Source organism: Curtobacterium sp. CFBP9011 (genome assembly GCF_034045095.1).
Taxonomy (GTDB): Bacteria; Actinomycetota; Actinomycetes; order Actinomycetales; family Microbacteriaceae; genus Curtobacterium.
In genome coordinates this window covers 208,916-233,518 of record NZ_JAXCWN010000005.1, presented here as the reverse complement: position 1 = coordinate 233,518, position 24,603 = coordinate 208,916, and the positions used below count along the sequence as shown (strand labels likewise).

Sequence of the window (24,603 nt, the reverse complement as noted above, 5' to 3'; positions counted from 1 at the left end):
GGTGCACTCTGTGGACGAACGTGCAGTTTCGGCAGGTCGTGCAGGAGCGGTGCGCTCAGAGCCAGGCGATCCCGACGGAGACCACGGCGACGGCGACCGACCCGACGATCCCGGTGCCCAGCGCGACCACCCGCCCGACCGGTGTCCGGGCCAGCGCGATCCCCACCACGACCACGGCGACCCCGACGGCGATCTGGACGATCCACGTCGTCGAACCGGTGGTCGCGGCGACCTGCAGCAGTCCGCGGACCCCCTCGCCGATGAGCACGGCGGCGGTGACCCCGGCGGCGGCACCCCGCCAGCGGCCGTCCGAGGACCGCACGGCGACGGCGACCGCGCCGGCCAGCAGCCCGGCCGGCAGTGCCATCACGACCCAGAAGTTCGTGAGCGAGAGGGTGTCGACGAAGCCGCGCAGGTTCGTGGCCGCCCAGTACCCGATGTGCATGAGTTCGAGCAGCACCACCCCGAGCACCATCGCCAGGGCCACCCGCAGCCGGCTGCTCCGGCTGCCGCCACGACTCCCCCGGCCGACCCCCGCCGCCAGGACGAGCAGCGCCGCGACGACGAACCACGGTCCGGCGGAGTTCGACACCGTGCCGAGTCCGGGCACGGCCTGCCCGAAGCTCGTGGCGACCCCGGCGAGCAGTGCACCCGTCAACGCCATCGTGACCCGGGCCAGCGGCGGCACCGCGTGCGACGGGTCCGTGCCCGACGAACCAGGAGGACCCGACGAGCCCGCACCCGACGACGTACCCGGCAGTGCGGCGGACGAGGAGGACAGGGTGCTGTGCATGGTCCCGATGCTGCCGTGCCCGCACCGGTCACCGCGTCACCCGCCAGGGCCACCCGCATCCCCCGCGAGAGTGAGAAGGAGAAGGGACGATCAGACGCAGCGCGTCGCACCCGGCTCACACCACCGCCGCCGCCGACCCCCTCGTCGCCACCGCGGCCCCGCCGACCCGCTCCCACGACCGCGCCAACGCCCCGACCAGCCGCTCCCGGTCCGCCCCGGTCACGGTGAACGGCACCCGCAGCGACCGCTCGAACCCACCGTCCGGCCCGAACACCCCGCCTGAGGCCAGCACGACCCCCTCGGACCGTGCGGCGAGCACGAGAGCACTCGACACCGGCCCCCCGAGCCCGACCCACAGGGTCAGCCCGCCCGCCGGTGACGGCACGTCCCACTCCGGCAGTCGCGCCCGGAGCGCGGCCACGAGACCGTCGCGACCGTCGCGGAGGACGTGACGCCGGGCCTCCAGGACGGCCTCGGTCTGCGGGACGAGCTCGCGCGCGACGAGCTGGTCGAGGACCGGCGTGCCGAGGTCGCCGGTCGGCCGGGCGAGGAGCAGCCGCTGCAGCAGTTCCGGGGCGGCGCGCACCCACCCGATCCGCAGCCCGCCCCAGAAGACCTTGGCGGCCGACCCGACCATCACGACCTGACCGGGCGCGTCCGCGGCGAGGGGCCGCGAGGGGACCCCGTCGATGCGCAGTTCCCCCATCGTCTCGTCGGCGACGACGACCGTGCCGACCGCGGCGGCGGCCTCGAGCAGCACCCGGCGGGTGGAGTCGGCCATCGTGGCGCCGGTGGGGTTGTGCAGCTCGGGCATGACGTAGGCGAGCGTCGGGGCCGACCGCCGGATCGTCGCGTCGAGCACCGTCTCGTCCCAGCCACCGCGGACGTCGACGGGCACCGAGACGAGTCGGCCGCCGGCTTCGCGGAGGACCTCGTGGGCGTGCGGGTACGTCGGCGACTCGACCAGGACCGGGTCCCCGCGGCGGACGAGGACCCGGGCGAGCAGGGCGATGGCGTGCTGCGCGCCGATCGTGACGACGACCTCGGACGGGGTGGTCGGCAGGCCCCGTGCGGTGTAGCGGTCGGCGATCGCGGCACGGAGGCCCGCGTCACCGACGGTGTCGTAGCCGATCCCGGCGAGCGCCGCCGGCAGGTGCCGCATCGCCCGTTCGACGGCCTCGGCGACGCCGGGTGCGCTGCGGAGCGCGGCCTTCCGCAGGTCGAGCAGGCCGTCGGGGACGACGCCGGCCAGGTGTTCCGGGTCCGGCCGGCCCTCGAGCGGCAGGCGGATGACGCTGCCGGAGCCGCGGAGCGAGGTGAGGTAGCCGTCCTCGCGAAGGCGCGCGTAGGCGTTGGCCACGGTGGTGCGGGAGACGCCGAGCGCGGTCGCGAGCCCGCGTTCGGCGGGCAGCCGGGCTCCGTGCGGGATCCGGCCGTCGATGACGAGGACCCGGACGGCGTCGGCGAGCGCGTCGTAGGCGGCGGCGTCGGACCCGGCGCGCCAATGCCGGAGCAGCTGGGCGACGGACCGGGCGCTGAGGAGGACGGGCGTCATGGGTCCACGGTAGCCGGATTGGCTCTCGCCCAGCAGGCCAATCTGCGGGACGATCGAGCCATGCCCCGCGCCACCGCCCTCTCCTTGCGCTTCGTGCAACTCGCCGTCGGCCTCTTCCTCTACGGCGCCTCGGTGGCGCTGCAGGTCCGCGCGGTCGTGGGCGTCTCGTCGTGGACGGTCCTGACACAGGGCCTCGAGAACGTCCTGCCGTGGTCGTTCGGCGTCATCACGACGGTGTCGAGCCTGGTGATCCTGCTGTTCTGGATCCCACTGCGCCAGAAGCCGGGCATCGGGACGCTCTGCAACGCGCTGGCGATCGGGCCGGCCGCCGACCTGGTGCTCTGGCTGGTCCCGGAGCCGGGCACCCTGGTCGGCCGCGTCCTGCTCTTCGTCGGCAGCCTGGTCCTGCTCGCGGTCGCGACGGCCTGCTACATCGGCGCCGGCTTCGGCACGGGCGCCCGCGACGGCCTGATGGTCGGGCTGCACGAGCGCCTCGGCTGGCCCCTGTGGGTCGCGCGGACGAGCGTCGAGGTCACGGTCGTCGTCGTCGGCTGGCTGCTCGGCGGCGACGTCGGCGTGGGCACGGTGGTCGCCGCCTTCGCCATCGGTCCGATGGTCCAGCCGCTGATGCGCCACTTCCGCCGGTTCCCGTGGAGTCCGGTCCGGGAGGCCCGTCCCATCCCCGCCACGCCGGTTCCTGACCCTGCGCCGAGCATCCGGCACTGACCCTGGCCGTGCCGCGAAGACGCGATGTATCGTGTCGAAGCAGAACGCGACACATCGCGTCTGGACAGGGAGACGTCATGGCACAGGAGAAGTGGCTCGTCGACGAGCCGAAGGTCATCGACACCGGGATCGTCCGCGCACTGCGGATCGGCCTGGTCGGCGGACAGGTGGACGTCGTCACGCACGATGAACCGACCGCCCGCGTGGAGATCCACCAGGTCTCCGGCAAGCCCATCAAGGTCGAGATCGAGGGCGACACCCTCACCGTCGACCACCCGCAGATGCGCTGGGACGACGTCCTCGGGTTCCTCAAGTCCTTCCGCGGCGGCGGCGCCCGTGCCGACGTCAGCATCCTGGTCCCCCGCGACGTCACCGTGACCATCGGCGTCGTCTCCGCCGGCGTGCTGCTCTCCGGCACCGAACGCGGCGCCACGCTCAACAGCGTCTCCGGCGACGTCGTCCTCGACGGTGTGATCGGCGACGTCGTCGTCAACGCGGTCTCCGGCACCACCACCCTCCGCGACCAGGTCGGTGCCGTCGCGCTCCGCACCGTCTCCGGAGACGTCGTCGCCACCGGTGAGATCCGCCGCTTCACCGCGGACGGGGTGTCCTCGGCGGTCGTCCTCGACCTGCACGGCTCCCCCGACCAGGTGAAGGTGAACACGGTGTCCGGGTCGGTCGACGTGCGCCTCGAGCACGGCACGCCCTACACGAGCACGATCACCACCGCGACCGGCCGTCTGCAGTTCGACGACGCCGAGATCCGCGGCACCCGTGGGTCGTACACGCGGACCGACGGTGAGCTCTCCGGGTCCTACGTCGACGTCCGCATCAACTCGGTCTCCGGCGACGTCGCGATCGTGCACGGCCACGCGCCGAGCACACCCGCTGCACCGACGGCCCCGACGACGCCCGACACACCGCCCGCCCCGGCGGCACCGACCGCGCCGTCCTTCGACGAGCAGGGCGGGACCGTCGCATGAGCCCGGTCTTCGCGCACGGCCACCTGCGCCTCTACCTGCTGGTCCTGCTGGCCGACCACCCGATGCACGGGTACGAGGTCATCACCGCCCTCGGCGACCGCTTCGGCGGCACCTACGTCCCGAGCGCCGGCACCGTCTACCCGCGCCTGGCGAAGCTGGAGGAGGACGGCCTGATCACCGGCACCTCCGACGGCCGCAAGACCGTCTACGCCATCACCGACGCCGGCCGGGCCGAACTCGACGCCCGTGCGGCCGAGGTCGCCCAGCTCGAGAACGGCGTCACCGACAGCGTCAAGTCCCTGGCCGACGGCGTCCGCGCCTCGGTCGGTGCCGCGATGAAGTCGCTCCGTGCCGACCTGGCGGCCGCCGCCGAGCCCGGCGGGTCCGGTGGGTCGGCCGACGCCGGTCCGACCGCGGTCCCGGCAGCGGGTGTCCGGTCCCTCCGCGACGCCGAGATGGCCGTCGCCGTGTTCCGGCAGCAACTCCGCGCCGACCTCCGCCGCCGTGCCGCTCGTGGCACGCTCGACGACGCGGCCGTCCAGCGCCTGCGCGACGGCCTGGAGGCACTGCGCAAGTCCCTCTGACGGGCCGCGCCGACGGGGCGGTCGCGAGCCGCGCCTCCAGGCTGGAGCCGGTGCGTCGGCTCAACCTATCCGTTCCTTCAGGAACAGCACACCGAACCCCTCCGATCCGCGCCGCATCGCGGATCGGAGGGGTTCGTCGGATCCCGTTCGGTCACGGCGGAATACCGTTCGGGCCCGCGGTGTTGCGTTCGCCCACCGATTGAGTAAGTTCGTCGCTCGTGACCAACGAGACCCGGTCGTTGAAAGCCCGACTGATCGGCGACCCACTCCCCTCGGAGAAACTCGAGGGACAGCTCCTCCCGAAGCACCTGGCCCTGCCGATCTTCGCGAGTGACCCGCTGTCCTCTGTGGCGTACGCGCCGCAGGAACTGCTGATGATCCTGCTGCTCGGCGGGATGGCGTTCCTGACGTTCGCCCCGTGGGTGGCGGCGATGGTCGTCCTGCTGCTCGTCGTGGTCGTGGCGTCCTACCGGCAGCTCATCAAGGCGTACCCGTCCGGCGGCGGCGACTACGAGGTCGCACACCGGAACCTCGGCGAACGGGCCGGCCTGGTCGTGGCCAGTGCCCTGCTCGTCGACTACGTCATGACGGTCGCCGTGTCGGTGGCCTCGGGCGTGGACAACATCATCTCGGCGCTGCCGATGCTCAACGAGTTCCGCGTCGAGCTCGCGATCCTGTTCGTCGTGCTGCTGGCGGCCGCGAACCTCCGTGGTGTCCGCGAGTCGAGCAAGGCCTTCGCGGTCCCCACCTACCTGTTCGTCGCGAGCGTCTTCGTGATGGTCGTCACCGGCCTGGTCCGGGTCGCCGCGGGCGACGCCCCCGTCGCCGAGTCCGCTGCGTACACGGTGCAGAACGTCGAGCACACAACCCAGGCGGCCTTCATCCTGCTGCTGCTCCGCGCCTTCGCGTCCGGCTGTTCCGCGCTGACCGGCGTCGAGGCGATCGCGAACGGCGTGCAGGCGTTCCGTCGTCCGAAGATCAAGAACGCCCAGCAGACCCTCGTGCTCATGGGCGGCATCGCGATCGTGCTGTTCATCGGCCTCATCACGCTCGCGCTGGTCTCGCGCGTGCACTACGCCGAGAGCGCCTGTGACCTGCAGGGCTTCGCGGACTGCAGCACCACCCCGCAACGCTCCCTGATCGCCCAGATCGCGGCGGCGACGTTCGGCAACAACTCGGTGCTGTTCTTCGTCATCCAGGCGACGACCGCGGCGGTGCTGCTCCTGGCGGCGAACACCGCGTTCAACGGGTTCCCGCTGCTCGGCTCGATCCTGGCCCGCGACTCGTACGCCCCGAAGGCCCTGTCCACCCGCGGCGACCGCCTGATCTACTCGAACGGCGTCATCCTGCTCGCGCTCGTCGCGGCCGCGCTGCTCATCGTCTACCGGGCGAACGTCACGAGCCTCATCCAGCTCTACATCATCGGCGTCTTCGTGTCCTTCACGCTCGGGCAGAGCGGCATGGTCAAGCACTGGGTGAGCCTGCTCCGCGCCGACCGGGCCGGCACCGCCGACGAGCCGGTGAACCGCGGGCAGGTGCTCCGGAGCCTGACGATCAACTCGATCGGTGCGACCTTCACCTTCGTCGTGCTCGTCATCGTCACGATCACGAAGTTCACGCACGGCGCCTGGTTGGTCTTCGTGATCATGCCCGTGCTGTTCGTGCTGATGCTCGGCGTGAACCGCTACTACCGGGATGTCTCGCACGAGATCCAGGCCGACGTCGAGACCGAGTTCGGCGCCACCGGCGACCACGCGATCGTCCTGGTCAACAAGCTGCAGAAGCCCGTCCTGAAGGCCCTCGACTACGCCATCGCCGCCGAGCACGCCGGACTCGAGGCCGTGCACGTCGCCATCGACGACGCCGACGCCGCCCGGCTGCGCGAACAGTGGGCCGAGCACGGCATCGAGGTCCCGCTGACGATGGTGCCGAGCCCGTACCGCGACATCTCGATGCCGCTCATCAAGTACATCAAGGCGCACCGGCTCGAGCACGGCTCCGAGGTCGTCACCGTCTACACGCCGGTGTTCATCGTCGGCCACTGGTGGGAGGGCCTGCTCCACAACCACCGCGGTCGTCGGATCCGCCGCAAGCTGCTGCTCACGCACGGCGTCACGGTCGCGCTCGTGCCGTGGCTGCTCGACTCCTCCGAACTGCTCTACGGCAAGCGCTCCCGACCCTTCCCGGGCCAGGACCGCCGTGGCGAGCCCGTCCGGCCGGCGCTCCGGCGCTCCCCGCACGGCGTCTTCCGCTCGGAGGCCGAGGAGGACCGGCTCATCCGTTCCGCCCAGCGCAACAGCCTGGAGCCGCAGAAGCTCGCGCACCAGCCGTCGCCGGCCTCCCGTCGTGCCACCCGCCCCGCCGGCCCCGCCGAGGGCGTCGACCCGGCGCTCTGCACCGGCGAGATCCGCTCGCTGGTCGCGGCCACCCCGCCGGTCCCCCGTCCGCACGATGACGATGCGTGACGGTGCCCGGTCGTACGATGTGACCCCATGACGACCGCTCCCGAGGCCCTGCGCACCTTCGCGACCTTCGACGGACACGGCGGCAAGGTGTCGAAGCGGGTCGAGGTGCTCGACCACGAACCGCCCGTGTCGCCGGACGGCCGCTACGACGGCCTGGTCGCCGTGCGCGGCGAACACCCGCTCGGCGCCCTCGACGAGCGCGCCGCGGACGACTCCGCCGAGCTGGCGCGCGGTGTCGCGAGCATCGGCTGGGTGGACCCAGCCACGCTCCGCGACTGGTACCGACCCGACCGGGTCGTGGTGAGCCTCCTGGACGCCCGGCGGTCCGGGCTCGAGCCGGGCGTCTTCGCCGACTCCCGCGGGCGCGGTCGCGTCCGCATCGACGGCCGGGAGGCCCACCTCGCCGCCGACGGTCGGCCCGCGTTCCGTGCACTGGCCGGCACCGCGGACGCGCCCAAGGCGGACGTGCCGTTGCCGATGGACCAGGTGGTCCGCCTCGTCGTCGTGTCGTCCGGCGTGGCCGACACCCTGACCGGAGCGTCCGGGGTGGAGATCGTGACGACGCCCGTCACCCCCGTGCTGTCGCCGGGCGAGTACCCGGTGTACGCCGACGACGTCCCGGGGCTGCCCCCGCGTCCGGCGTCGGGGCGGGTCCTCGTCGCCGCGGCGGTCCTGCTGAACGGGTCGATGCACCGGGTGGACCGACTGGACGAGCCCGCGAACACGCTCTGGATCGAGCGGGGTGGCCGGGTCGTGCCGGTTGCCGCGAGCGACGTCGGCGGCGACCTGGTGCGGTACACGGCGACGCCGGTCTGAGTGCTGTCCGGGCGCTGCGTCTGGATGCCCATTGTCCGCTCACGGCCTGCGGGGGACGCCGGACTGCGCCGCTGGTCGGGGGTGCGGCGTACGGTCCGGGGCATGAGTGATGCAGACCAGAACCAGCCGGAGACCCTCGGCGGAGAACGCCCGGACCCCTCGACCACCGCGAGCAAGGACCCCGAGCAGTGGGTCACCGGCGACGAGCCGATGACCGGCCCGCAGCGCAGCTACCTCGACACCCTCGCCCGTGAAGCCGGCGAGGAACTGTCGGCCGACCTCACCAAGGCCGAGGCCTCGGAGCACATCGAGCGCCTGCAGGAGAAGACCGGACGCGGCGCTTCTTCCTGAGCAACAGTCGTTGCTGTACGGCGGTCCGCAGTTCTGCGGACCGCCGTCTGGCATCCCCCTGACAGACCCCCGGTAGTCACCCCGGTGCCCCGGTTGGATGACACGTCACCACTTAGCGTCGTGGGCATGCGAACCACATCGACCTCCATCGGCCTGACCGTGCTCCGCGTCGTCCTCGGCGTCGTCTTCATCGCCCACGGTGCCCAGAAGTTCAGCCAGGGGATCCCCGGCGTCACCCAGGGCTTCGCCGGCATGGGCGTCCCCTTCGCCGAGGTCGCCGCACCCCTCGTCGCCGGGCTCGAGCTGATCGGCGGTGCACTCCTGGTGCTCGGCGTCGCGACCCGCGTGGTGGCCGTCCTCCTCGCCGTCGACATGGTCGTGGCCGGAGCACTGGCGCACCTGCCCGCCGGGTTCTTCTCGCAGGACGGCGGGTTCGAGTACGTGCTCGTCCTCGCTGCCGGGTCCCTGGCCGTCGCGCTCACCGGGCCGGGGCGGTACTCGGTCGACGCCGTCGTTGCGGGGCGGTCGCGCGGGCGTCGCGGCACCCAGGGGCCCGTCGCCGCCTGACCGCTGCAGCGTCCCCGACAGGTCGAGCCGGGCCGGGCCGGGCCGCCACGAGGCTCGGCTCGGTCATGCTCCCGCTGCCGGCTGCCCGTCGAGTGCGGCGTCGTCTTCAGCGGCGGCGTCGTCGTCGTCGGCCAGCACGGCCAGCACCTGGCGCGCGATCCGGCGGCCGGCCCGGTTCGCCCCGATCGTCGAGGCCTGGGGGCCGTAGCCGGCGAGGAACAGCCGCGGCTCGGCCGCCGACCGACCGTCCTCGACGACGACCCCGCCCGCCTCGGTCCGGAGGCGCAGCGGCGCCAGGTGCCGGAGGTCGGCGCGGAACCCCGTTGCCCAGATCACGGCGTCGGCGTGGACGTGCTCGCCGTCGGCCGTCAGGACCCCGTCACCGTCGAGTCGTGTGAACATCGGTTCAGCTTCGAGGAGCCCCCGGGCCAGGCCACGACGGATCCTCGGGGACACCGGCAACCCGGTCCCGCTGACGATGCTCGGCAGGGTGCGACCGGCCCGGGCAGCGCGGTCCTGGTCCGCGACCGCCGCCACGGCCGCGCCGGTCGCCAGGGCCGGGTCGTCCGACCAGACGACGGGACGCCGGGTGGACCACCGGGTCGACCGGGCGATGCCGTCCAGTTCCAGCAGGAACCCGATCGCGCTCGTGCCACCGCCGACGACCACGACGTCCTGCCCGGCGAACTCCCTCGCGTCGCGGTAGCCCGTCGTGTCGAGCTGCCGGCCACGGAAGGCATCGCGCCCGGGGACCCACGGCACGAACGGGGTGCCCCACGTGCCCGAGGCGTTGACGACCGCCTCGGCTCGGATCGTCCCCGCGACACCGTGCTCGTCGCGGGTCTCGACCAGCAGGGTGTCCGATCCGGGATCGTCACCGTGTCGGACGGCAGTCACCCCGACCGGCCGACGCACGCGGAGGTCGTGGTGCTCCTCGAACCGGCGGTAGTACTCGGCCACGACCTCCCGCGCCGGCCGCGACTGGTCGGCGTCGTCGAACCGGAGGCCCATCTCGTGCATCCCGGGCAGGTCGTGCACTCGGTGGGCGATGCCGAGCCGCAGGGCATCCCACCGGAACTGCCACGCGCCTCCCGTCCCCGGAGCACGGTCCAGGACCACCAGGTCGTGGCCCGCGACGAGGCCCGCGCGCTGCAGGTGCCACGCGACCGAGAGTCCGGCCTGACCAGCACCGATGACGACGACGCGGGCTCGTTCTGCTGGGCGGATCATCACCCTCGATTCTGCTGTGCTCGGGACGCGCCGGGCGAAGTCGGCAACGGGGTACATGGTAAAGTGACGGACAGATTTCAAACCACGAACCGTCTGTTCTTCCCGGGTGCGCACTCGTTGCCCGCCGAGACCGGACACGAGCCGACACAGAGGGGGTCACGCATGGGGCGCGGCCGTCAGAAGGCGAAGCACACCAAGGTCGCCCGGGAGCTGAAGTACTTCAGCCCGGACACGAACTACGGTGCTCTCGAACGCGAACTCTCCGTCGCACAGCAGTCGGACGAGCCGGACTACGTCGACCGTTGGGGCGACGAGTTCGGTGACGAAGGAGACCTCGAGAACCAGACGGACACGAACAAGTCCGCCTGACCTCCCGGTCGATCACGCCGCGCGCCCTCGGGCAGCGCGGCGTTCGTCGTCCCCGGGCGTGACCAGCCGCCGGGGTCGCCGGCGCGCCGAGGCCGTCGGTCGCCGGCTCGTCGGTCGCCGAGGTCGCACGAACTGCCGCCCCGGGCAGCCCCGAGCGGCAGGTCCTGCGACCTCGACGGAGCGCAGGCGGCGCGTCCTGCGACCTCGACGGAGCGCAGGCGGCGCGTCCTGCGACCTCGACCACGCCGGCAGGAGCCGACCAGCGCGCGGGGACTCAGCCTGCGTAGGACCCGACCAGGCGCACGGCCCCGCCGTCGACGCCCTTGGCACCCTGCTCGAACCCGGCCAGGTCGCGCGTGCCGATCGACACCGTGCCGACCTCCCACGCCGGCAGCCCGGCCGACCGGAGCGTCGCGGTCACGCCGTCGACCGACGCTGCCGAGACGACCGCGAACATGCCGATGCCCAGGTTCCAGGTGCCCTCGGTGTCCTCGATCGGCGTGCCGGCCAGCTCCGCGAGGACGCGGAACACCGGCAGCGGCTGCCAGGTGGAACGGTCGACCTCGACCCACGAGCCGACGGGCAGCACGCGCGCCAGGTTCGCCGCGATGCCGCCACCGGTGACGTGGGACAGCGAGTGCACGTCGCCCGGGTGTCCGTCGATCAGCTCGAGCAGCGGGGTCGTGTAGAGGCGGGTGGGCTCGAGCAGGGCCTCGCCGACCAGCCCGCCGAGCTCCGGCAACGTGTCGGTGTAGCCGATGCCGCGCTGGCTCAGGATGTGCCGGACGAGCGAGTACCCGTTCGAGTGCAGCCCGGAGGACTCGATCGCGATGACCACGTCGCCGTCCTGCACCAGGTGCGCGCCGAGCTGCGAACCGGCTTCGACCACGCCGACCGCGGCACCGGCGACGTCGTAGTCGTCCGGTCCGAGCAGGCCCGGGTGTTCCGCGGTCTCGCCGCCGACCAGGGCGGTGCCGGTGGCCGCGCAGCCGCGGGCGATGCCGGCGACGATGTCGGCGATGCGGTTCGGGACGACCCGCCCGCAGGCGATGTAGTCCGTCATGAACAGCGGCGTCGCGCCGACCACGACGATGTCGTCGACGACCATGCCGACCAGGTCCTGCCCGATCGTGTCGTGCTTGTCGATGGCCTGCGCGATCGCGACCTTCGTGCCGACGCCGTCGGTCGAGGTGGCGAGGAGGGGCCGCTCGTAGTCCTTGAGGAACGAGACGTCGTACAGACCGGCGAAGCCGCCGACCCCGCCCAGGACGGACGCGTTGTGCGTCGCCGACACGGCGGACTTCATGAGCTCGACGGCCAGGTCACCGGCAGCGGTGTCGACGCCGGCCTCGGCGTAGGGGTTGGGCATACGTCGTCCTCCGCAGGGCATGGCAGACTTGTTCGGTACCACCCGATCCTACGGTCTGGAGCACCCCGCGAATGTGCGGCATCGTCGGCCTCGTTGCGCAGGGGCCTGCAAACCAATCCATCTACGACGCCCTGCTCCTCCTGCAACACCGGGGACAGGACTCCACGGGCATCGCCACGGTCGACGGGCACGTGCACCACATGCACAAGACCCGCGGCCACGTGCGCGAGGGTTTCCGTACCCGTGACATGCGGGCACTCCTCGGGACGATGGGCCTCGGCCACGTCCGCTACGCCACCCGCGGTGCCGCCGCGAACGAAGAGGAAGCCCAGCCGTTCTACGTGAACGCGCCGTACGGCATCGTCCTCGTGCACAACGGCAACCTGACGAACACGCGGGAACTCACCCGCGAGCTGTTCGACATCGACCGCCGGCACCTCAACACGACCTCGGACACCGAGCTGCTCGTGAACGTCCTGGCGCACGAGCTGCAGGGCCAGGTCCGTGGCACGCACCTCGACCCCGGGCAGGTGTTCGACGCGGTCGAGCGCGTGCACGAGCGGGTCGAGGGCTCGTACGCCACGATCGCGACGATCGCGGGCCACGGCCTGCTGGCGTTCCGCGACCCGTTCGGCATCCGGCCGCTGATCCTCGGGCACAAGTTCGACGACGCCGGCAAGAGCGAGTGGGTCGTCGCGTCCGAGTCCCTGGTGCTCGAGTCCGGCGGCTACGACATCGTCCGCGACGTCGCCCCGGGCGAGGCCGTCTTCATCGAGATGGACGGCACGATGCACGCCCGCCAGTGCGCGAAGGACCCGCGCCTGGTGCCGTGCTCCTTCGAGTACGTCTACCTGGCCCGTCCGGACTCCGTGATGAACGGCATCTCCGTGTACGACGCCCGTCTCCGCCTGGGCAACCGCCTGGCGGACACGATCGAGCAGTACGCCCCGACCGGCGACATCGACGTCGTGATGCCGATCCCGGACTCCAGCCGCCCTGCCGCGATGCAGGTCGCGCAGAAGCTCGGCATCGAGTACCGCGAGGGCTTCTACAAGAACCGCTACGTCGGCCGCACCTTCATCATGCCGGGGCAGGCGGAGCGCAAGCGTTCGGTCCGGCAGAAGCTCAACGCGATGTCGTCCGAGTTCAAGGGCAAGAACATCCTGATCGTGGACGACTCCATCGTGCGCGGCACGACGAGCCGCGAGATCGTCGAGATGGCGCGGGCCGCCGGCGCGAACGAGGTCACCTTCACGAGCGCGGCGCCCCCGGTCCGGTTCCCGCACGTCTACGGCATCAACATGCCGACGCGCGCCGAGCTGATCGCCCACGACCGGAAGATCCCGGAGATCAACCGGGTGCTGGGCAGCGACCACCTGATCTACCAGGAGATCGGTGACATGCGCGACGCGATCATCGAGGGCTCGGACGTCACGGACCTCGAGATGAGCTGCTTCACGGGCGAGTACGTCACCGGTTCGGTGTCGCCGGAGTACCTGGCCTGGGTCGAGGCGAACCAGCTCAGCTGACGTCGGTTCCGCAACGCGCGGACCAACGGACTGGAGGCCCGTCACCAACTGGTGACGGGCCTCCAGTCCGTTGGTGGTCGCGTCCGCGACCGCAGCCTCAGCGCTCGGGGCGTTCCCGGGGTTCCGGCTCGACCGTGCGGTCGGTGTCGGGCACGTCTGTAGCGGCCACGTCGGTGTCGGGCACGTCTGTAGCGGCCACGTCGGTGGCGGGCACGTCGGTGGCGGGCACGTCGGTGGCGGGCACGTCGGTGGCGGGCCGGACGTGCGGTGCCGTGTGGTCCTCGAGCTCACCGTCGACGGTCTCCGGAGCCGGGTCGACGGCGACCCGCTCGGCCGTCAGCCGGGCCGCACGGCGGGACGAGACCTGGTCGAGCACGACGGCGATGACCGCGCCGACGAGCATGCCGATCGAGACGCCGTACAGGCTGAAGTAGCCGACGAGGCCCGCGAAACCGGTGGTCTCCTGCTGGTTGCCGCGATCGATGCCCATCGTGAGCGCGACGACGATGACCGTCACGAAGAAGCCGAGGACGGCGCCGCCGAGGATGAAGACGCTGAAACGGGGGGCGCGTCGGATGGTGACCTGGTCCGGGCTGGTCACCGCGTTCGGCGCCGGCACCGGGCGTTCGTCGGGTCGATCGGTGTTGCTCACGTCCCCATTGTCCCCCACCTTGGGAGGATCCACGCCCGGCAGTTCGTCCGGTGGACGCGAGATGATGGTGCAGGACGGAACACCGTCGAGGACGGAGGTGCGCGATGGTCGAGGAGGCCGCGTCGAGCGAGCGCCGTCCGACGACCGCCCCCGCCCGCCTGTCCTGGCCCGTGATCACCCGTGACGAAGAGGACCGCGCGGTCGCCGTCGTCGGTGAGCACCGGTGGAGTGTCGCCCTCGTGGGGGCCGCCGGGCTCGGGAAGACCACCGTCGCCGCTCGCGTCACCGACCGGGTCGCCGCGCAGGAGCGGGACACGGACCCGCTGGTCGTGCCGATCACCGCCGTGGCCGCCGGGTCCTCGATGCCCTTCGGCGCGGTGTCGGATCGGTTCGGGGACGTCCTGGGCGACGACCTGACCGAACCCGTTCCGGCCGAGGCGCGCCTCCGGGACGCCGCCGAGGCGGAGGGACGCGACCTGCTCCTCCGGGTCGACGACGCCGACCTGCTCGACGCCCTGTCGGCCCGCTACGTCGCCTGGCTCGTGCGGGACCAGCACGCGCGGCTCGTGCTGACCTGCCGGGACTTCACGGCCCTCGCCGAACCGCTGCGGGCGCTGTGGCAGGACGACCTGCTCGAACGCATCGACCTGGAACCGCTCGACGTGGCCGAGGCCTCGTCCCTGATCGAGCGCGCGCTCGGCGCCCCGCTCGAACCGGCGTCGGTGGAGCAGGTCCACCGGGCGACGCAGGGCAACCCGCTGTACCTGCGCGAGGTCGTGCGGGCCGGCCTGTCCTCGGGAGCGCTCGAGCACACCGCCCTGAGCTGGTACTGGCGAGGACGGGTCACGGCGTCGATGAGCCTGGCGGACATGTACCGGACCGAACTCGGGGCGTTGCCGGGCGAGCTCCGGGACGTCGTGGAGATCGTCGCCCTCGCTGAACCGATCCCGCTGTCCCGCCTGATCGCCCTGGTCGACGGACGCGACCTCGACCGCATGGTGGGGCTCGGCTTCGTCCGGATCGACTCGACCGACACCGGCAGCCCGGTCGCGCGCTCCTCGCATCCGCTCATCGGCGAGGTCGTCCGCGCCCTGGTGCCGGTCGCCCGCCGGACCTCGCTGTTCGCCCGCGCCAACGCCTTCCGCACCGACCGGCCGGAGGGGGCACCACCGGCAGCCCGACTCCGCTCGACCCTCTGGGCACTCGAGTGCGGCATCGTGCCCCCGGTCGACCAGCTGCTCGACGCGGCCCGGGTCGCCGGCGGCCTGCAGGAGCACGAGAGCGCCATCGTCCTGACGACCGCGGCCCTCAACGGCGGACCCGACGCCGGCCTCACCCCGACCGACCGGGTGCGCACCCACTGTCTCCGGTCCCTGGCCTACGGGTACAGCAGCGGGCGCGAGGCCGGCCGGCTCGACGCCGAAGCGGCCTGGGGCCTGGTGACCTCGGGCCCGCGGGTCGACGACGTCGCCGTGGTCGAGGCGTGCGAGACCCTCGCGAACCTCCGCCAGTTCCACGACGACGACACCCCGGCGGCCGTCGCCCTCACCGAGTCCGCGATGCAGTTCGTGGACCTCGAGACGGTCGAGCAGCTCCGGCTCCTGCGGCTGTCACACCTCGGCTGGGGTGGCGACTTCACCGAGGTCCGACAGGAGATCGAGCGCACCGGCGTCCTGCACGCCCCGGCGATCCCGCGGTCCTTCCTGCCGATCGCCGCCTGTGCCGTGGCGGCCCTCGGCACCGGCGGGCGACTCGACGAGGCAATCCGGCTCGCGCAGGCGTGCCTGGCCACGGCCGCCGTGCACCTCGAGGACTCCCCGTGGAGCGTCGGCGAGATCGTGTCCGTCATGCACCAGGTCCAGGTGTGGCGGGGCGACATCGCCGAGATGGTGACCCAGGTGCCGGTCAGCCGGTCGGACCCGTTCCTGAAGTACGACTTCACGCTCGAGCTGTTCGGCATCGGCAACCAGGCACTGGGACAACGCCGGTGGTCGGACGCCGTCACCGCGTTCACGGCCGCGTGCGAGCGGTACGCCGTCGACGACCCGGGCGGGTTCGCCGCCTACGCGTGGTCCCGTCTGGCGATGTCACAGGCGTACGCGGGCATGACGGACGCGGCCGCCGAGTCCGTCGAGCGGGCGCGGACGACACCGCTCCGGGCGATGCGGATCCTGGGCGACCAGATCGAGATGACCATCGCGTGGGCCGAGGCGCTGCTCGGCAACCCCGCCGGGCTCTACCGCGCCGACGAGCTGATCGCCCGCGGGACCGCGTCCGGCGCCTGGACACACGTGCTCTACGGGCAGGCGTTGCACTACGTGATGGACATCGCGGCCGGTCGGGACACCGCGTCGTCGCTCGACCGCCTGCAGGACGCGGCGGGACGGGTGGACGGGCCCCTGGCGAGCGCGATCACGCAGTACGCGGACGCACTGCGCTCGGGCGACCGCGGGTGGATCGCCAGCGCCCAGGCCGACCTGGCTGCGTGCGGGATGGCCGTGACCGCTGGACGTCGGACGCAGCCGCTGACGAAGCGGGAGTACGAGGTCGCCCAGCTCGCGGCCCAGGGGTTCTCGAACCGGCGGATCGCCGAGCACCTCGGGCTGTCGGTGCGGACGATCGACGCGCACATGTCGCGGGTGTTCGCGAAGTGGGACCTGCGCTCGCGGTCCGAGCTCGCCGAGATGGTCTGACCCGCCCTTCCGGACGGTCCGCCGGCCCCGCGGCCCCGCCGGCCCCGCCGAGACGCCGGCGTCAGTCCGAGACGCCGCCATCCGGCCGAGACGCCGCCTGATCCTGCGGCGTCTCGGGCGCACCGCGGCGTCTGACGGAGACGGGCCCGTCTCGACGCCGGGCGCCGGGCACCAGACGGACGACGGGCACGTGTGCCGCCAGCAGCCGAGACCAGGCAGCCGTCCTCGTCCGGACGGTGCCGCCCGCGTCCGGGCGCGACGGATCGACCGCAAGAAGTTGCGGGATGCAGCACGACTCGCCGTTCTCGTTGACACAGCGGGCCCGCTTTCGCGTAGCGTTGCGTGTGTCGCCGGGTTCGGACCCGTTCGGGTCGGGTCCGAATCCCGGCGACTTCAACCAGGTTAGAGAACCAGGTGCACGGTCCACATCGGTAGGACCTACCTAATTCCCGCCGGTATCGGCCTGGACCGGCGCAGGTCCAGGTCCGCGCCACCCCAGGACCGGCGCAGGTCCAGGTCCGCGCCACCCCAGGTCCGCACCGGCCGCCGTCTCCGCCTCCCGGCCGATGCGCCCGCGTCCCGCCGCCCGCCAGGCTCGACGGGTGCCGTTCACCATCAGCCACGCGGTCGTCGCCCTGCCGTTCCGCCACACCGTCCTGCCCGTCGCGGCCGTCGCGGTCGGCTCGATGGCCCCCGACGCCGTGCTCTTCGTACCCGCGCTGCCGCCGTACGGCTTCACGCACTCGTGGGTCGGCGTCGTCACGATCGACCTCGCGGTGTCGCTCGTCGTCCTCGCCGGGTGGTGGTTCCTCGTCCGGCCCGCATGGACACCGGTCCTGCCCGCCCGGTACCGCGCGCAGCTGCCCGGCTGGCACCGGCCCGAGCGGGTCCCGCCGGCGCGGGTCCCGCTGGTCGTGGTCGCCTGCGTGCTCGGCAGCGTGACGCACGTCGTCTGGGACGCCTGGTCGCACCCGCACGGCTGGTTCGTCCGGCACGTGGCGGCGCTCCGCTCCGATGTCGGTGGGCACCCGGTGTACTCGCTCGTCCAGGACGCGTCGAGCGCCGGCGGCCTGCTGCTGCTCCTCGTGCTGCTGCTGCGGTGGACGCGCCATGCAGCCACCGCCGGCGACGTGGCGGGGGTGGGGCGGGCCTCCCGTCCGGAGCGGTCCGGCGCGACCACCGCGGCGTCCGGCCGGGAGGCCCGCATCATCCCGGTCGTCGCCCTCGCCGCCGTCCTGCTGGTCGCGCTGGTGACCGCGGGGTCGGTCCTCGGCCGCGGGGGCGGGGTCGGGTCGCTCGTCGTCCGCGAGGCGTTCGTGCTGCCACCCACGGTCGCGGTGACGCTGGTCGTCGGGGCACTCGTGCTGCTGCTGGTGCGACGCGCGCGGTCGGCGGACCGGTCGGGGCTGCCGGACGCGCCGGAGCAGCGCGATGCGCCAGGGCAGACGGGCTCAGGGCAGACAGACGTGTCAGGGCGGACGGACTCAGGGCAGACGGACTCAGGGCAGACGGACCGGCAGGAACGCGGCGAGGTCCGCCCGTGACCCGGAGGCACTGACGCGTCGGGCCGTGTCGGGGTCGTCCCAGCGCAGGCGGCCGGTGGCGAGCGCGAGCCACGTCGCCGGGTCGGTCTCGACGACGTTCGGCGGGGTCCCGCGGGTGTGGCGGGGGCCGGGCACGGCCTGCACGGCCGCGAACGGCGGGACCCGGACCTCCACGCTGTTGCCGGGGACGTCCTCGGCCAGGCGCTGCAGGGTCCAGCGGACGGCGGTCGCCATCGAGGTGCGGTCCGTCGCGCCGGCGGTCACGGCCTCCAGGGCAGCCCGTCCGACGGCGTCTTCGATGGTCCTCGGCGGCATCTCCACAGGCTAGCCGGTGCACTGCGGGCGGCGAGTCGGGCTCGGTAGGGTGATCGCGTGCGAATCCTCGTCCTCGGTTCCGGTGCCCGCGAGCACGCGATCATCACGGCCCTCCTGGCGGAGCAGGCCGCGTCCCCGGACGGTGGCGGTCACGTCATCACGGCCGCGCCGGGCAACGCCGGCATCGCCGCCGACGTCGAGACGGTGTCGCTCGACCCGTCGAACGGCGCCCTGGTGGCGGAGTACGCGTTCGAGAACGACGTCGACCTGGTCGTCGTCGGGCCCGAGGCCCCGCTCATCGCCGGTGTCGCCGACCCGCTCCGCACTCGCGGCATCCCGGTCTTCGGTCCGGGCAAGGCCGCCGCGCAGCTCGAAGGCTCGAAGGCGTTCGCCAAGCGGATCATGGCCGAAGCGGGCGTCCCGACCGGACGCCCGGTGTACGCCGGCACGGTGGACGAAGCCGCCGCGGCGCTCGACGACCTCGGTGCCCCCTACGTCGTCAAGGCCGACGGGCTGGCCGCCGGCAAGGGCGTCCTGGTGACCGAGGACCGTCAGGCGGCGCTCGACCACGCGACCTACTGGCTGCAGCACGGACACGTCGTGGTCGAGGAGTTCCTCGACGGCGAAGAAGTGTCGCTGTTCTTCCTCAGCGACGGGCACGACGTCCGGCCGCTCTCCCCCGCGCAGGACTACAAGCGTCTGGGCGACGGCGACCTCGGGCCGAACACCGGTGGCATGGGCGCCTACTCGCCGCTGCCGTGGCTCGACGAGCGATGGGGCTCCGAGCAGGCCTTCGTGGACGAGGTCACCGAGCTCGTCGCCCTGCCGACCGTCCGCCAGCTCGAACACGAGGGCACGCCCTTCGTCGGACTGCTCTACTGCGGGCTCATCGTCACCGAGCAGGGCGTGCGGGTCATCGAGTTCAACGCGCGGTTCGGCGACCCCGAGACCCAGGTCGTGCTCCCCCGCCTGGCGACCCCGCTGAGCAGCCTGCTGCTGGCCGCCGCCACCGGGCAGCTCGGCAGCACCCCGCGGCCGGAGTTCCGTGACCAGGCGGCCGTCACCGTCGTCCTGGCGAGTGAGGGCTACCCGGAGAACCCGGTCACCGGTCGGGTCATCACCGGGGTGGACGCCGCGAACGCCCGTGACGGCGTCGCCGTCCTGCACGCCGCGACCGGCACCCTCGACGGCGACCTCGTCGCCACCGGCGGACGCGTGCTCAGTGTCGTCGCGACCGGGTCCGACTTCGCCCAGGCGCGCGACCGCGCGTACGCGGGACTGCACGACATCACCCTGCCCGGCGGCCAGTTCCGCACCGACATCGCCACGAAGGTCGTCCGATGAGCACCGCACCCGTCGTCGCCGGCTGGCGACACGTCTCGTCCGGCAAGGTCCGCGAGCTCTACGTGCCGGCCGACACCGCCGACGTCGCCGGCGCCACCGAGCTGCTGCTGCTGGCCTCGGACCGGGTCAGCGCGTACGACTTCGCGCTCGAGCCGCCGATCCCCGGCAAGGGCGAGCTGCTGACGCGGCTGTCCCACTTCTGGTTCGACCAGCTGCGCGACGTCCCGAACCACCTGCTCACGCCGAGCGGCACCACGACCCCGGTCCCGGCCGACGTCGAGGCCCGGTCGATGCACGTCATGCCGCTCCGGATGTTCCCGATCGAGTGCGTCGTCCGCGGGTACCTGGTCGGTAGCGGCTGGGCCGAGTACCAGCAGTCCGGCAGCGTCTGCGGTGTCGCCCTGCCCGCCGGACTGTCCAACGGCGACCGTCTGCCGGAGCCGATCTACACGCCGGCGTACAAGGCACCGCAGGGCGAGCACGACGAGAACATCTCGTTCGAGCGCACCGAGGAACTCGTCGGAGCGGCCGACGCGGCTGCTCTCCGTGACCTCTCGCTCGCGGTGTACTCCGACGCGGCGGCGATCGCCCTGCATCGCGGGGTCGTCATCGCGGACACGAAGTTCGAGTTCGGGCGCGACGCCGACGGGCTGATCCGCATCGCCGACGAGGTCCTGACGAGCGACTCCAGCCGCTACTGGGACGCCGCCGCGTACGAGTCGGGCAACCGCACGGACTCGTTCGACAAGCAGATCGTCCGCGACTGGCTCAGCGCCAACTGGGACCGCACCGGCACGCCGCCGGTGCTGCCGGACGAGGTCGTCGCCCGGACGGCCGCCCGGTACCGGGAACTCATCGAGCGCCTCGGCGCCTGACGCGGGTCAGGCGTCGCGGGAGACCACGACGACGGTCAGGTCGTCGCCCGGGTCGTGCTCGATCGCACGCCCGCGGACGCCGGCCAGGAACGCCCCGAGGTCCGACGACTTCCGGTACAGCGCACCGAGGCGGGACAGCGACGCCAGGGTCGAGTCCCAGAGCTCGAGCGCCCCGTCGCTGACCAGCACGAGCGAGTCCCCCGGTTCGAGGACGAGCTGCCCGACGGCACGGTCGATGCCGACCGGGTGCAGGCCGATCGGCAGGTCGACGGAGCGCAGGACGGTCTCGGTGCCGTCGGCGTGCAGGTGCAGCACGAGGCCGTGCCCCGCGTCGACGAAGTCGAGCCGGCCCGTGGTGGTGTCGAGTCGGCCGTGGAAGAGCGTGGCGAAGGCCTCGGCTGCGCTGAGGTCCGGCGCCACCTGCTCCTCGAGCGCGGCGACGGCGGTCGGCGGGACCTCGTTGCACCGGGCGAGCAGTGCACCGCGCATCCCGGCGGCGAGGAGGCCGGCGGCCATGCCCTTCCCCATCACGTCCGCGACGGTCAGGTCGACCGTGTCGCCGGCCACACGCCACTCGTGGAAGTCACCCGACACGATGCCGTACGGGATCGACGTGCCGCCGATCGTCCACCCCGGCAGGTCGACGGTCCGCGGCTGCAGACCCGTCAGGACGGCACGGATCCGGTCGTCGTCGAGGCCCGTGGCGAGCTCGCGCTCCGCCCAGACTGCGAGTTCCTGCAGCAGGACGACGTCGTCCGCGGTGAGGGTCCGGGGCTCCGGGTCGATGAGGCAGAGCGTGCCGACCTTCGTCGCGTCGGCGCCCACGTGCAGCGGGACCCCGGCGTAGAAGCGGACGTTCGGGTCGTCGTTCACCATCGGCAGGTCCGAGAACCGCTGGTCGTCGCGGGCGTCCGCCACGACCACGGGACCGTCCTGGTGCAGGGTCCGTCCGCAGAAGGTGTCACGGAGCGGCGTCGACCCGGGGAACACCGCGTCGGACTGCTGGGACTTGTGGAAGAGCAGGTCGTCGCCCGCCAGGTTGAGGAAGGAACCGGCGACGCCGAAGGCCTCGCGTGCGATCCGGGTGATGCGTTCGAAGCGCTCCTCGGGCCCGCTCTGCACCACGTCCAGGGCGGCCAGGAGGGCAGCACGACGAGCGGTTTCGGGAGCGGAAGCCTGATCCGCATGCTGCTCCACGTGCTCGATGCTCATGCCTCCACGCTAACGCGGATACCGGACAGCGCCCTCGTCCTGTGTCCAGAACGCATGCCCCCAGTGGACGGGTCACCCGGCCGCCGCCGCGTACTCTGGGGCCGTGCTCCGCCGTGTCGTCCCCGTCCTCGCCCTGGCCTGTGGCGCGACCCTGGCCCTCACCGGCTGCGGCGCGCAGAACCCGACCGGGCAGGTGTCCGTCACGGTGTCGCAGAACGCCGCCGACCACCCGTACCAGGTGAAGGTGTTCCTGCCGAACGGGGAACCGTCGTCGCACCAGCAGGTCTACCCGGGGGACACCGCCGACTTCGCGGGCGTGCCCCTCGGCGAGGTCACCGTCCGCGCCGGCGACCTGTGCCCGGAGCGGGCCCAGGTCCGTGCCGACCAGGTCGCGAAGGTGACGCTGACGACCGTCGGGTGCTGAGCCTCCCGGCCGGGAGGCGCGGTGCGGGCCCGCCCCGTCACCCCGCGGTGCGTCACCCCGCGGTGCGTCACCCCGCGCTGCGTCACCCCGCGCTGCGTCACTTCGCGCTGCGTCACTTCGCTTCGCTTCGGGCACCGCGTCCCACTCCGCGCCGTAGCGCGACAGCACCGACCACCGGTCGGCCGGCCAGGTGATGACGAACGCGCGGCCCACGACGTCGTCCAGCGGGACGTTGCCGTGGATGCGCGAGTCGGCCGAGTTGTACCGGTTGTCGCCCATCACCCAGATCCGCCCCTTCGGCACCGTGATCGAGAAGTCGTCACCCGACACCCGCTTCACGTCCGCCGGCAGCCGCACGTACGGCTCGTCGACGGCGTGCCCGTTCACCGACAGCCGGCCCTGGGCGTCGCAGCACTGCACGCGGTCGCCCGGCAGCCCGATGACCCGCTTGATGAGGTCGTCGCCCTGCCCCGGGCCGAGCCACGCGTTCGGGTCGCGGAAGACGACGACGTCCCCGCGCTCGAGCGGCATCACGTGCGGCACGAGCTCGTTGACGAGCACGCGGTCGCCGACGAGCAGGGTGTTCTCCATCGACTCCGACGGGATGTAGAACGAGCGCACCAGGTACGCCTTGACCAGGAACGAGGCGAGTAGCGCCAGCACGACGATGACCACCAGGTCGCGGATGAACCGCTTCGTCGACCTGCGGCGTTCGTCCGCGGGGCTCGCCTCGGGTGCCTCGGTGCTCAATGTGTCGCCACCACCTTCACCAGCGAGATGGCGAGCGCGACCGCGGCGAGCACGATCCCGCCCCACAGCCCCAGGAACGAGGGCCGCTTCCCACTGAACCGCTGCAGGACCACCCCGACCAGGCCGATGCGGACGACCAGGATGACGACCGCCGCGATCTGCGCGCCCTCTGCCGGCAGCCACCCGACCCACGCGGCCGCGTAGAGCACCGCCGGGATGAGCCCGGAGGTCGCGATCGGGTTCGCGTTCCGGGTGATCACCGCGACGGTCTCGCGACGGGCGTCCTCGTCGTCGGTGGCACCGATCGAGTGCGCCACCAGGTGCGACAGGACGTGCGCCAGGTAGGTCAGGACCGCGGTCGCCAGCACCGTCAACACCGCGGCGCCGTGCTCGATCTGCTCCGGCGAGACCGCGATCGCGACGGCGAGCACGGTGATGTTGCCGTAGATGTACGACGACATGCGGTCGCGGGCCTGCTCGACCGGCAGGTCTTCGGGTCGCGGGCGGCGACCTCGGCGTTCAGGGGGCATCGGTCCATCTTGGCCCGTCCCGGCCGGGTCCGGCTGACGAGCAACCGGATGCGATGCCAAGGTGGTCAGGACCGTGCACCGCCGCACGGCCGGGATGGAGGCCCGCATGACGAACCGCAGACCACTCGCCCTGGTGACCGGGGTCGGCCGACGAGCCGGCATCGGCGCCGCGATCGCGATCCGCCTCGCGACCGACGGCTGGGACCTCGCGATCAGCTGGTGGGGGCCGTACGACGAGCGGGTGCACGGGGCTGCCGACCCGGCGGGGGTGGACGCGGTCGTCGCGGAGTGTGTGGCGGCGGGAGCTGCCGTGACGCGCCTCCCGGTCGACCTGGGGGATCCGGAGCAGGCGGCCGCCCTCGTCGGCCGTGCCGAGGCCGAGGCGGGCGCACCGGTGACCGCCGTCGTCATGTCGCACTGCGAGTCGGCGGACTCCGACTTCGCGACGACGACCGTCGAGTCGTTCGACAAGCACCTGGCCGTGAACGTGCGCGCGCCGTTCCTCATCGTCCAGGCCTACGCGCGACGACTGCGGGAGGGTGCCGACGTGCCGCTCTACCGCCGCCGGGTGATCGCGCTGACGAGCGACCACGTCGGGTTCAACCTGCCGTACGGCACCAGCAAGGGGGCGCTCGACCGGCTGATCGTCGGAGCGGCGATCGAGCTCGGCGACGTCCGGGTGAGCGCGAACACCATCAACCCGGGGCCGAACGACACCGGGTGGATGACGGACGAGATCCGGCAGTCCGCCGTCGACCAGACCCCGCTCGGACGGCCGTCGATGCCGACCGACACCGCCGCGCTCGTCGGGTTCCTGTGCGGGCCGGACGGTGGCTGGGTGAACGGGCAGCTGCTCAAGACGGACGGTGGGTTCAGCGCGAAGTGAGGGTGTCGGGGCACTCGGGCTCGTTTGGTTGACGCGTCAAC

At 72.6% G+C, this 24,603-nt stretch carries 23 protein-coding genes and 1 pseudogene; 15 read left to right on the top strand and 9 right to left on the bottom strand.

Annotated features, from left to right (window positions below; genetic code table 11):
• Positions 1-55: 55 nt before the first annotated feature.
• Together SOM35_RS12520 and yczR are read right to left on the bottom strand one after the other, a co-directional pair.
• On the bottom strand, positions 56-793 hold the full coding sequence (locus tag SOM35_RS12520; RefSeq protein WP_320515636.1) for a DUF6518 family protein: 738 nt from the start codon (positions 791-793) through the stop codon (positions 56-58).
• A gap of 115 nt (positions 794-908) precedes the next feature.
• Positions 909-2,348, bottom strand: coding sequence for a MocR-like transcription factor YczR (gene yczR / locus SOM35_RS12515; RefSeq protein ID WP_320515635.1), 1,440 nt, complete (start codon positions 2,346-2,348; stop codon positions 909-911).
• A gap of 60 nt (positions 2,349-2,408) precedes the next feature.
• Here yczR and yczE point away from each other — a divergent pair, with 60 nt between their 5' ends.
• The 7 genes from yczE (at position 2,409) to SOM35_RS12480 (ending at position 8,840) form a co-directional block, all read left to right on the top strand.
• Positions 2,409-3,074: a membrane protein YczE gene (gene yczE, locus SOM35_RS12510; protein ID WP_320515634.1), complete on the top strand. Its 666-nt coding sequence runs from the start codon at positions 2,409-2,411 to the stop codon at positions 3,072-3,074.
• A 77-nt stretch (positions 3,075-3,151) separates the two neighbouring features.
• Positions 3,152-4,057, top strand: a complete 906-nt coding sequence (locus SOM35_RS12505; protein ID WP_320515633.1) for a DUF4097 family beta strand repeat-containing protein — start codon at positions 3,152-3,154, stop codon at positions 4,055-4,057.
• Entirely contained in the window at positions 4,054-4,641 is a 588-nt protein-coding gene (locus SOM35_RS12500) for a PadR family transcriptional regulator (protein WP_290158395.1), read from the top strand. The genes SOM35_RS12505 and SOM35_RS12500 overlap by 4 nt, the downstream gene beginning before the upstream one ends.
• Positions 4,642-4,859: 218 nt before the next feature.
• A complete protein-coding gene (locus tag SOM35_RS12495; protein ID WP_290158396.1) occupies positions 4,860-7,106 on the top strand; it encodes an APC family permease in 2,247 nt (748 codons plus the stop codon).
• 27 nt (positions 7,107-7,133) lie between these two features.
• Positions 7,134-7,922 carry a hypothetical protein gene (locus SOM35_RS12490; RefSeq protein ID WP_320515632.1) on the top strand — a complete coding sequence of 263 codons (789 nt, stop codon included), beginning with the start codon at positions 7,134-7,136 and terminating at the stop codon, positions 7,920-7,922.
• Positions 7,923-8,024: 102 nt separating this feature from the next.
• Positions 8,025-8,273 (top strand): DUF3072 domain-containing protein, encoded by a 249-nt coding sequence (locus tag SOM35_RS12485; RefSeq protein WP_111074916.1) that lies wholly within the window; start codon positions 8,025-8,027, stop codon positions 8,271-8,273.
• Between the two features lie 126 nt (positions 8,274-8,399).
• Positions 8,400-8,840, top strand: coding sequence for a DoxX family protein (locus SOM35_RS12480; RefSeq protein WP_320515631.1), 441 nt, complete (start codon positions 8,400-8,402; stop codon positions 8,838-8,840).
• Between the two features lie 63 nt (positions 8,841-8,903).
• Here the strand turns inward: SOM35_RS12480 and SOM35_RS12475 are convergent, their stop codons facing one another.
• The gene (locus SOM35_RS12475; protein ID WP_320515630.1) at positions 8,904-10,070 is read right to left on the bottom strand and encodes an FAD-dependent oxidoreductase; all 1,167 of its coding nucleotides are present in this window, start codon (positions 10,068-10,070) and stop codon (positions 8,904-8,906) included.
• 162 nt (positions 10,071-10,232) lie between these two features.
• Between SOM35_RS12475 and SOM35_RS12470 the strand changes: the two genes are divergently transcribed.
• The gene (locus tag SOM35_RS12470) at positions 10,233-10,439 is read left to right on the top strand and encodes a DUF3073 domain-containing protein (protein WP_111074913.1); all 207 of its coding nucleotides are present in this window, start codon (positions 10,233-10,235) and stop codon (positions 10,437-10,439) included.
• 274 nt (positions 10,440-10,713) lie between these two features.
• On the opposite strand, the gene purM is transcribed toward SOM35_RS12470, so the two are convergent.
• Positions 10,714-11,808 (bottom strand): phosphoribosylformylglycinamidine cyclo-ligase, encoded by a 1,095-nt coding sequence (gene purM / locus SOM35_RS12465; RefSeq protein ID WP_320515629.1) that lies wholly within the window; start codon positions 11,806-11,808, stop codon positions 10,714-10,716.
• 71 nt (positions 11,809-11,879) lie between these two features.
• Here purM and purF point away from each other — a divergent pair, with 71 nt between their 5' ends.
• Positions 11,880-13,337, top strand: coding sequence for an amidophosphoribosyltransferase (gene purF / locus SOM35_RS12460; RefSeq protein ID WP_320515628.1), 1,458 nt, complete (start codon positions 11,880-11,882; stop codon positions 13,335-13,337).
• A 97-nt stretch (positions 13,338-13,434) separates the two neighbouring features.
• Here the strand turns inward: purF and SOM35_RS12455 are convergent, their stop codons facing one another.
• Positions 13,435-13,989 carry a hypothetical protein gene (locus SOM35_RS12455; protein ID WP_320515627.1) on the bottom strand — a complete coding sequence of 185 codons (555 nt, stop codon included), beginning with the start codon at positions 13,987-13,989 and terminating at the stop codon, positions 13,435-13,437.
• Positions 13,990-14,093: 104 nt separating this feature from the next.
• Between SOM35_RS12455 and SOM35_RS12450 the strand changes: the two genes are divergently transcribed.
• Both SOM35_RS12450 and SOM35_RS12445 read left to right on the top strand, forming a co-directional pair.
• Positions 14,094-16,682 carry a helix-turn-helix transcriptional regulator gene (locus SOM35_RS12450; RefSeq protein ID WP_320515626.1) on the top strand — a complete coding sequence of 863 codons (2,589 nt, stop codon included), beginning with the start codon at positions 14,094-14,096 and terminating at the stop codon, positions 16,680-16,682.
• Between the two features lie 602 nt (positions 16,683-17,284).
• Positions 17,285-18,226, top strand: a complete 942-nt coding sequence (locus SOM35_RS12445; RefSeq protein WP_320515625.1) for a DUF4184 family protein — start codon at positions 17,285-17,287, stop codon at positions 18,224-18,226.
• Here the strand turns inward: SOM35_RS12445 and SOM35_RS12440 are convergent.
• Entirely contained in the window at positions 18,182-18,541 is a 360-nt protein-coding gene (locus SOM35_RS12440) for a sterol carrier family protein (protein ID WP_221851837.1), read from the bottom strand. The two genes, SOM35_RS12445 and SOM35_RS12440, sit on opposite strands and share 45 nt — an antisense overlap.
• A gap of 57 nt (positions 18,542-18,598) precedes the next feature.
• On the opposite strand from SOM35_RS12440, the gene purD reads away from it, so the two are divergent.
• Both purD and SOM35_RS12430 read left to right on the top strand, forming a co-directional pair.
• Positions 18,599-19,885, top strand: coding sequence for a phosphoribosylamine--glycine ligase (gene purD / locus SOM35_RS12435; RefSeq protein ID WP_320515624.1), 1,287 nt, complete (start codon positions 18,599-18,601; stop codon positions 19,883-19,885).
• Positions 19,882-20,760 carry a phosphoribosylaminoimidazolesuccinocarboxamide synthase gene (locus SOM35_RS12430; protein WP_320515623.1) on the top strand — a complete coding sequence of 293 codons (879 nt, stop codon included), beginning with the start codon at positions 19,882-19,884 and terminating at the stop codon, positions 20,758-20,760. The genes purD and SOM35_RS12430 overlap by 4 nt, the downstream gene beginning before the upstream one ends.
• Positions 20,761-20,766: 6 nt before the next feature.
• On the opposite strand, the gene SOM35_RS12425 is transcribed toward SOM35_RS12430, so the two are convergent.
• Positions 20,767-21,972: a GAF domain-containing SpoIIE family protein phosphatase gene (locus SOM35_RS12425; protein ID WP_320515622.1), complete on the bottom strand. Its 1,206-nt coding sequence runs from the start codon at positions 21,970-21,972 to the stop codon at positions 20,767-20,769.
• Positions 21,973-22,075: 103 nt separating this feature from the next.
• Between SOM35_RS12425 and SOM35_RS12420 the strand changes: the two genes are divergently transcribed.
• Positions 22,076-22,396 (top strand): hypothetical protein, encoded by a 321-nt coding sequence (locus SOM35_RS12420; protein ID WP_320515684.1) that lies wholly within the window; start codon positions 22,076-22,078, stop codon positions 22,394-22,396.
• A gap of 237 nt (positions 22,397-22,633) precedes the next feature.
• Here SOM35_RS12420 and lepB read toward each other — a convergent pair.
• Both lepB and SOM35_RS12410 read right to left on the bottom strand, forming a co-directional pair.
• Positions 22,634-23,059: pseudogene (lepB, locus tag SOM35_RS12415) on the bottom strand (signal peptidase I); the annotation flags it as partial.
• Between the two features lie 83 nt (positions 23,060-23,142).
• Complete coding sequence (locus SOM35_RS12410; RefSeq protein WP_253467275.1) at positions 23,143-23,676, bottom strand: hypothetical protein; 534 nt, start codon at positions 23,674-23,676, stop codon at positions 23,143-23,145.
• Positions 23,677-23,782: 106 nt separating this feature from the next.
• Here SOM35_RS12410 and SOM35_RS12405 point away from each other — a divergent pair, with 106 nt between their 5' ends.
• A complete protein-coding gene (locus tag SOM35_RS12405; RefSeq protein ID WP_320515621.1) occupies positions 23,783-24,562 on the top strand; it encodes an SDR family oxidoreductase in 780 nt (259 codons plus the stop codon).
• Positions 24,563-24,603 lie beyond the last annotated feature (41 nt).

Excerpts from the sequence above, each read along its gene's own strand:
- SOM35_RS12520 (WP_320515636.1), bottom strand. The coding sequence starts at position 793 with ATGCACAGCACCCTGTCCTCCTCGTCCGCCGCACTGCCGGGTACGTCG.
- yczR (WP_320515635.1), bottom strand. The coding sequence starts at position 2,348 with ATGACGCCCGTCCTCCTCAGCGCCCGGTCCGTCGCCCAGCTGCTCCGG.
- yczE (WP_320515634.1), top strand. The coding sequence starts at position 2,409 with ATGCCCCGCGCCACCGCCCTCTCCTTGCGCTTCGTGCAACTCGCCGTC.
- SOM35_RS12505 (WP_320515633.1), top strand. The coding sequence starts at position 3,152 with ATGGCACAGGAGAAGTGGCTCGTCGACGAGCCGAAGGTCATCGACACC.
- SOM35_RS12500 (WP_290158395.1), top strand. The coding sequence starts at position 4,054 with ATGAGCCCGGTCTTCGCGCACGGCCACCTGCGCCTCTACCTGCTGGTC.
- SOM35_RS12490 (WP_320515632.1), top strand. The coding sequence starts at position 7,134 with ATGACGACCGCTCCCGAGGCCCTGCGCACCTTCGCGACCTTCGACGGA.
- SOM35_RS12485 (WP_111074916.1), top strand. The coding sequence starts at position 8,025 with ATGAGTGATGCAGACCAGAACCAGCCGGAGACCCTCGGCGGAGAACGC.
- SOM35_RS12480 (WP_320515631.1), top strand. The coding sequence starts at position 8,400 with ATGCGAACCACATCGACCTCCATCGGCCTGACCGTGCTCCGCGTCGTC.
- SOM35_RS12475 (WP_320515630.1), bottom strand. The coding sequence starts at position 10,070 with ATGATCCGCCCAGCAGAACGAGCCCGCGTCGTCGTCATCGGTGCTGGT.
- SOM35_RS12470 (WP_111074913.1), top strand. The coding sequence starts at position 10,233 with ATGGGGCGCGGCCGTCAGAAGGCGAAGCACACCAAGGTCGCCCGGGAG.
- purM (WP_320515629.1), bottom strand. The coding sequence starts at position 11,808 with ATGCCCAACCCCTACGCCGAGGCCGGCGTCGACACCGCTGCCGGTGAC.
- purF (WP_320515628.1), top strand. The coding sequence starts at position 11,880 with ATGTGCGGCATCGTCGGCCTCGTTGCGCAGGGGCCTGCAAACCAATCC.
- SOM35_RS12450 (WP_320515626.1), top strand. The coding sequence starts at position 14,094 with ATGGTCGAGGAGGCCGCGTCGAGCGAGCGCCGTCCGACGACCGCCCCC.
- SOM35_RS12440 (WP_221851837.1), bottom strand. The coding sequence starts at position 18,541 with ATGCCGCCGAGGACCATCGAAGACGCCGTCGGACGGGCTGCCCTGGAG.
- SOM35_RS12430 (WP_320515623.1), top strand. The coding sequence starts at position 19,882 with ATGAGCACCGCACCCGTCGTCGCCGGCTGGCGACACGTCTCGTCCGGC.
- SOM35_RS12425 (WP_320515622.1), bottom strand. The coding sequence starts at position 21,972 with ATGAGCATCGAGCACGTGGAGCAGCATGCGGATCAGGCTTCCGCTCCC.
- SOM35_RS12410 (WP_253467275.1), bottom strand. The coding sequence starts at position 23,676 with ATGCCCCCTGAACGCCGAGGTCGCCGCCCGCGACCCGAAGACCTGCCG.
- SOM35_RS12405 (WP_320515621.1), top strand. The coding sequence starts at position 23,783 with ATGACGAACCGCAGACCACTCGCCCTGGTGACCGGGGTCGGCCGACGA.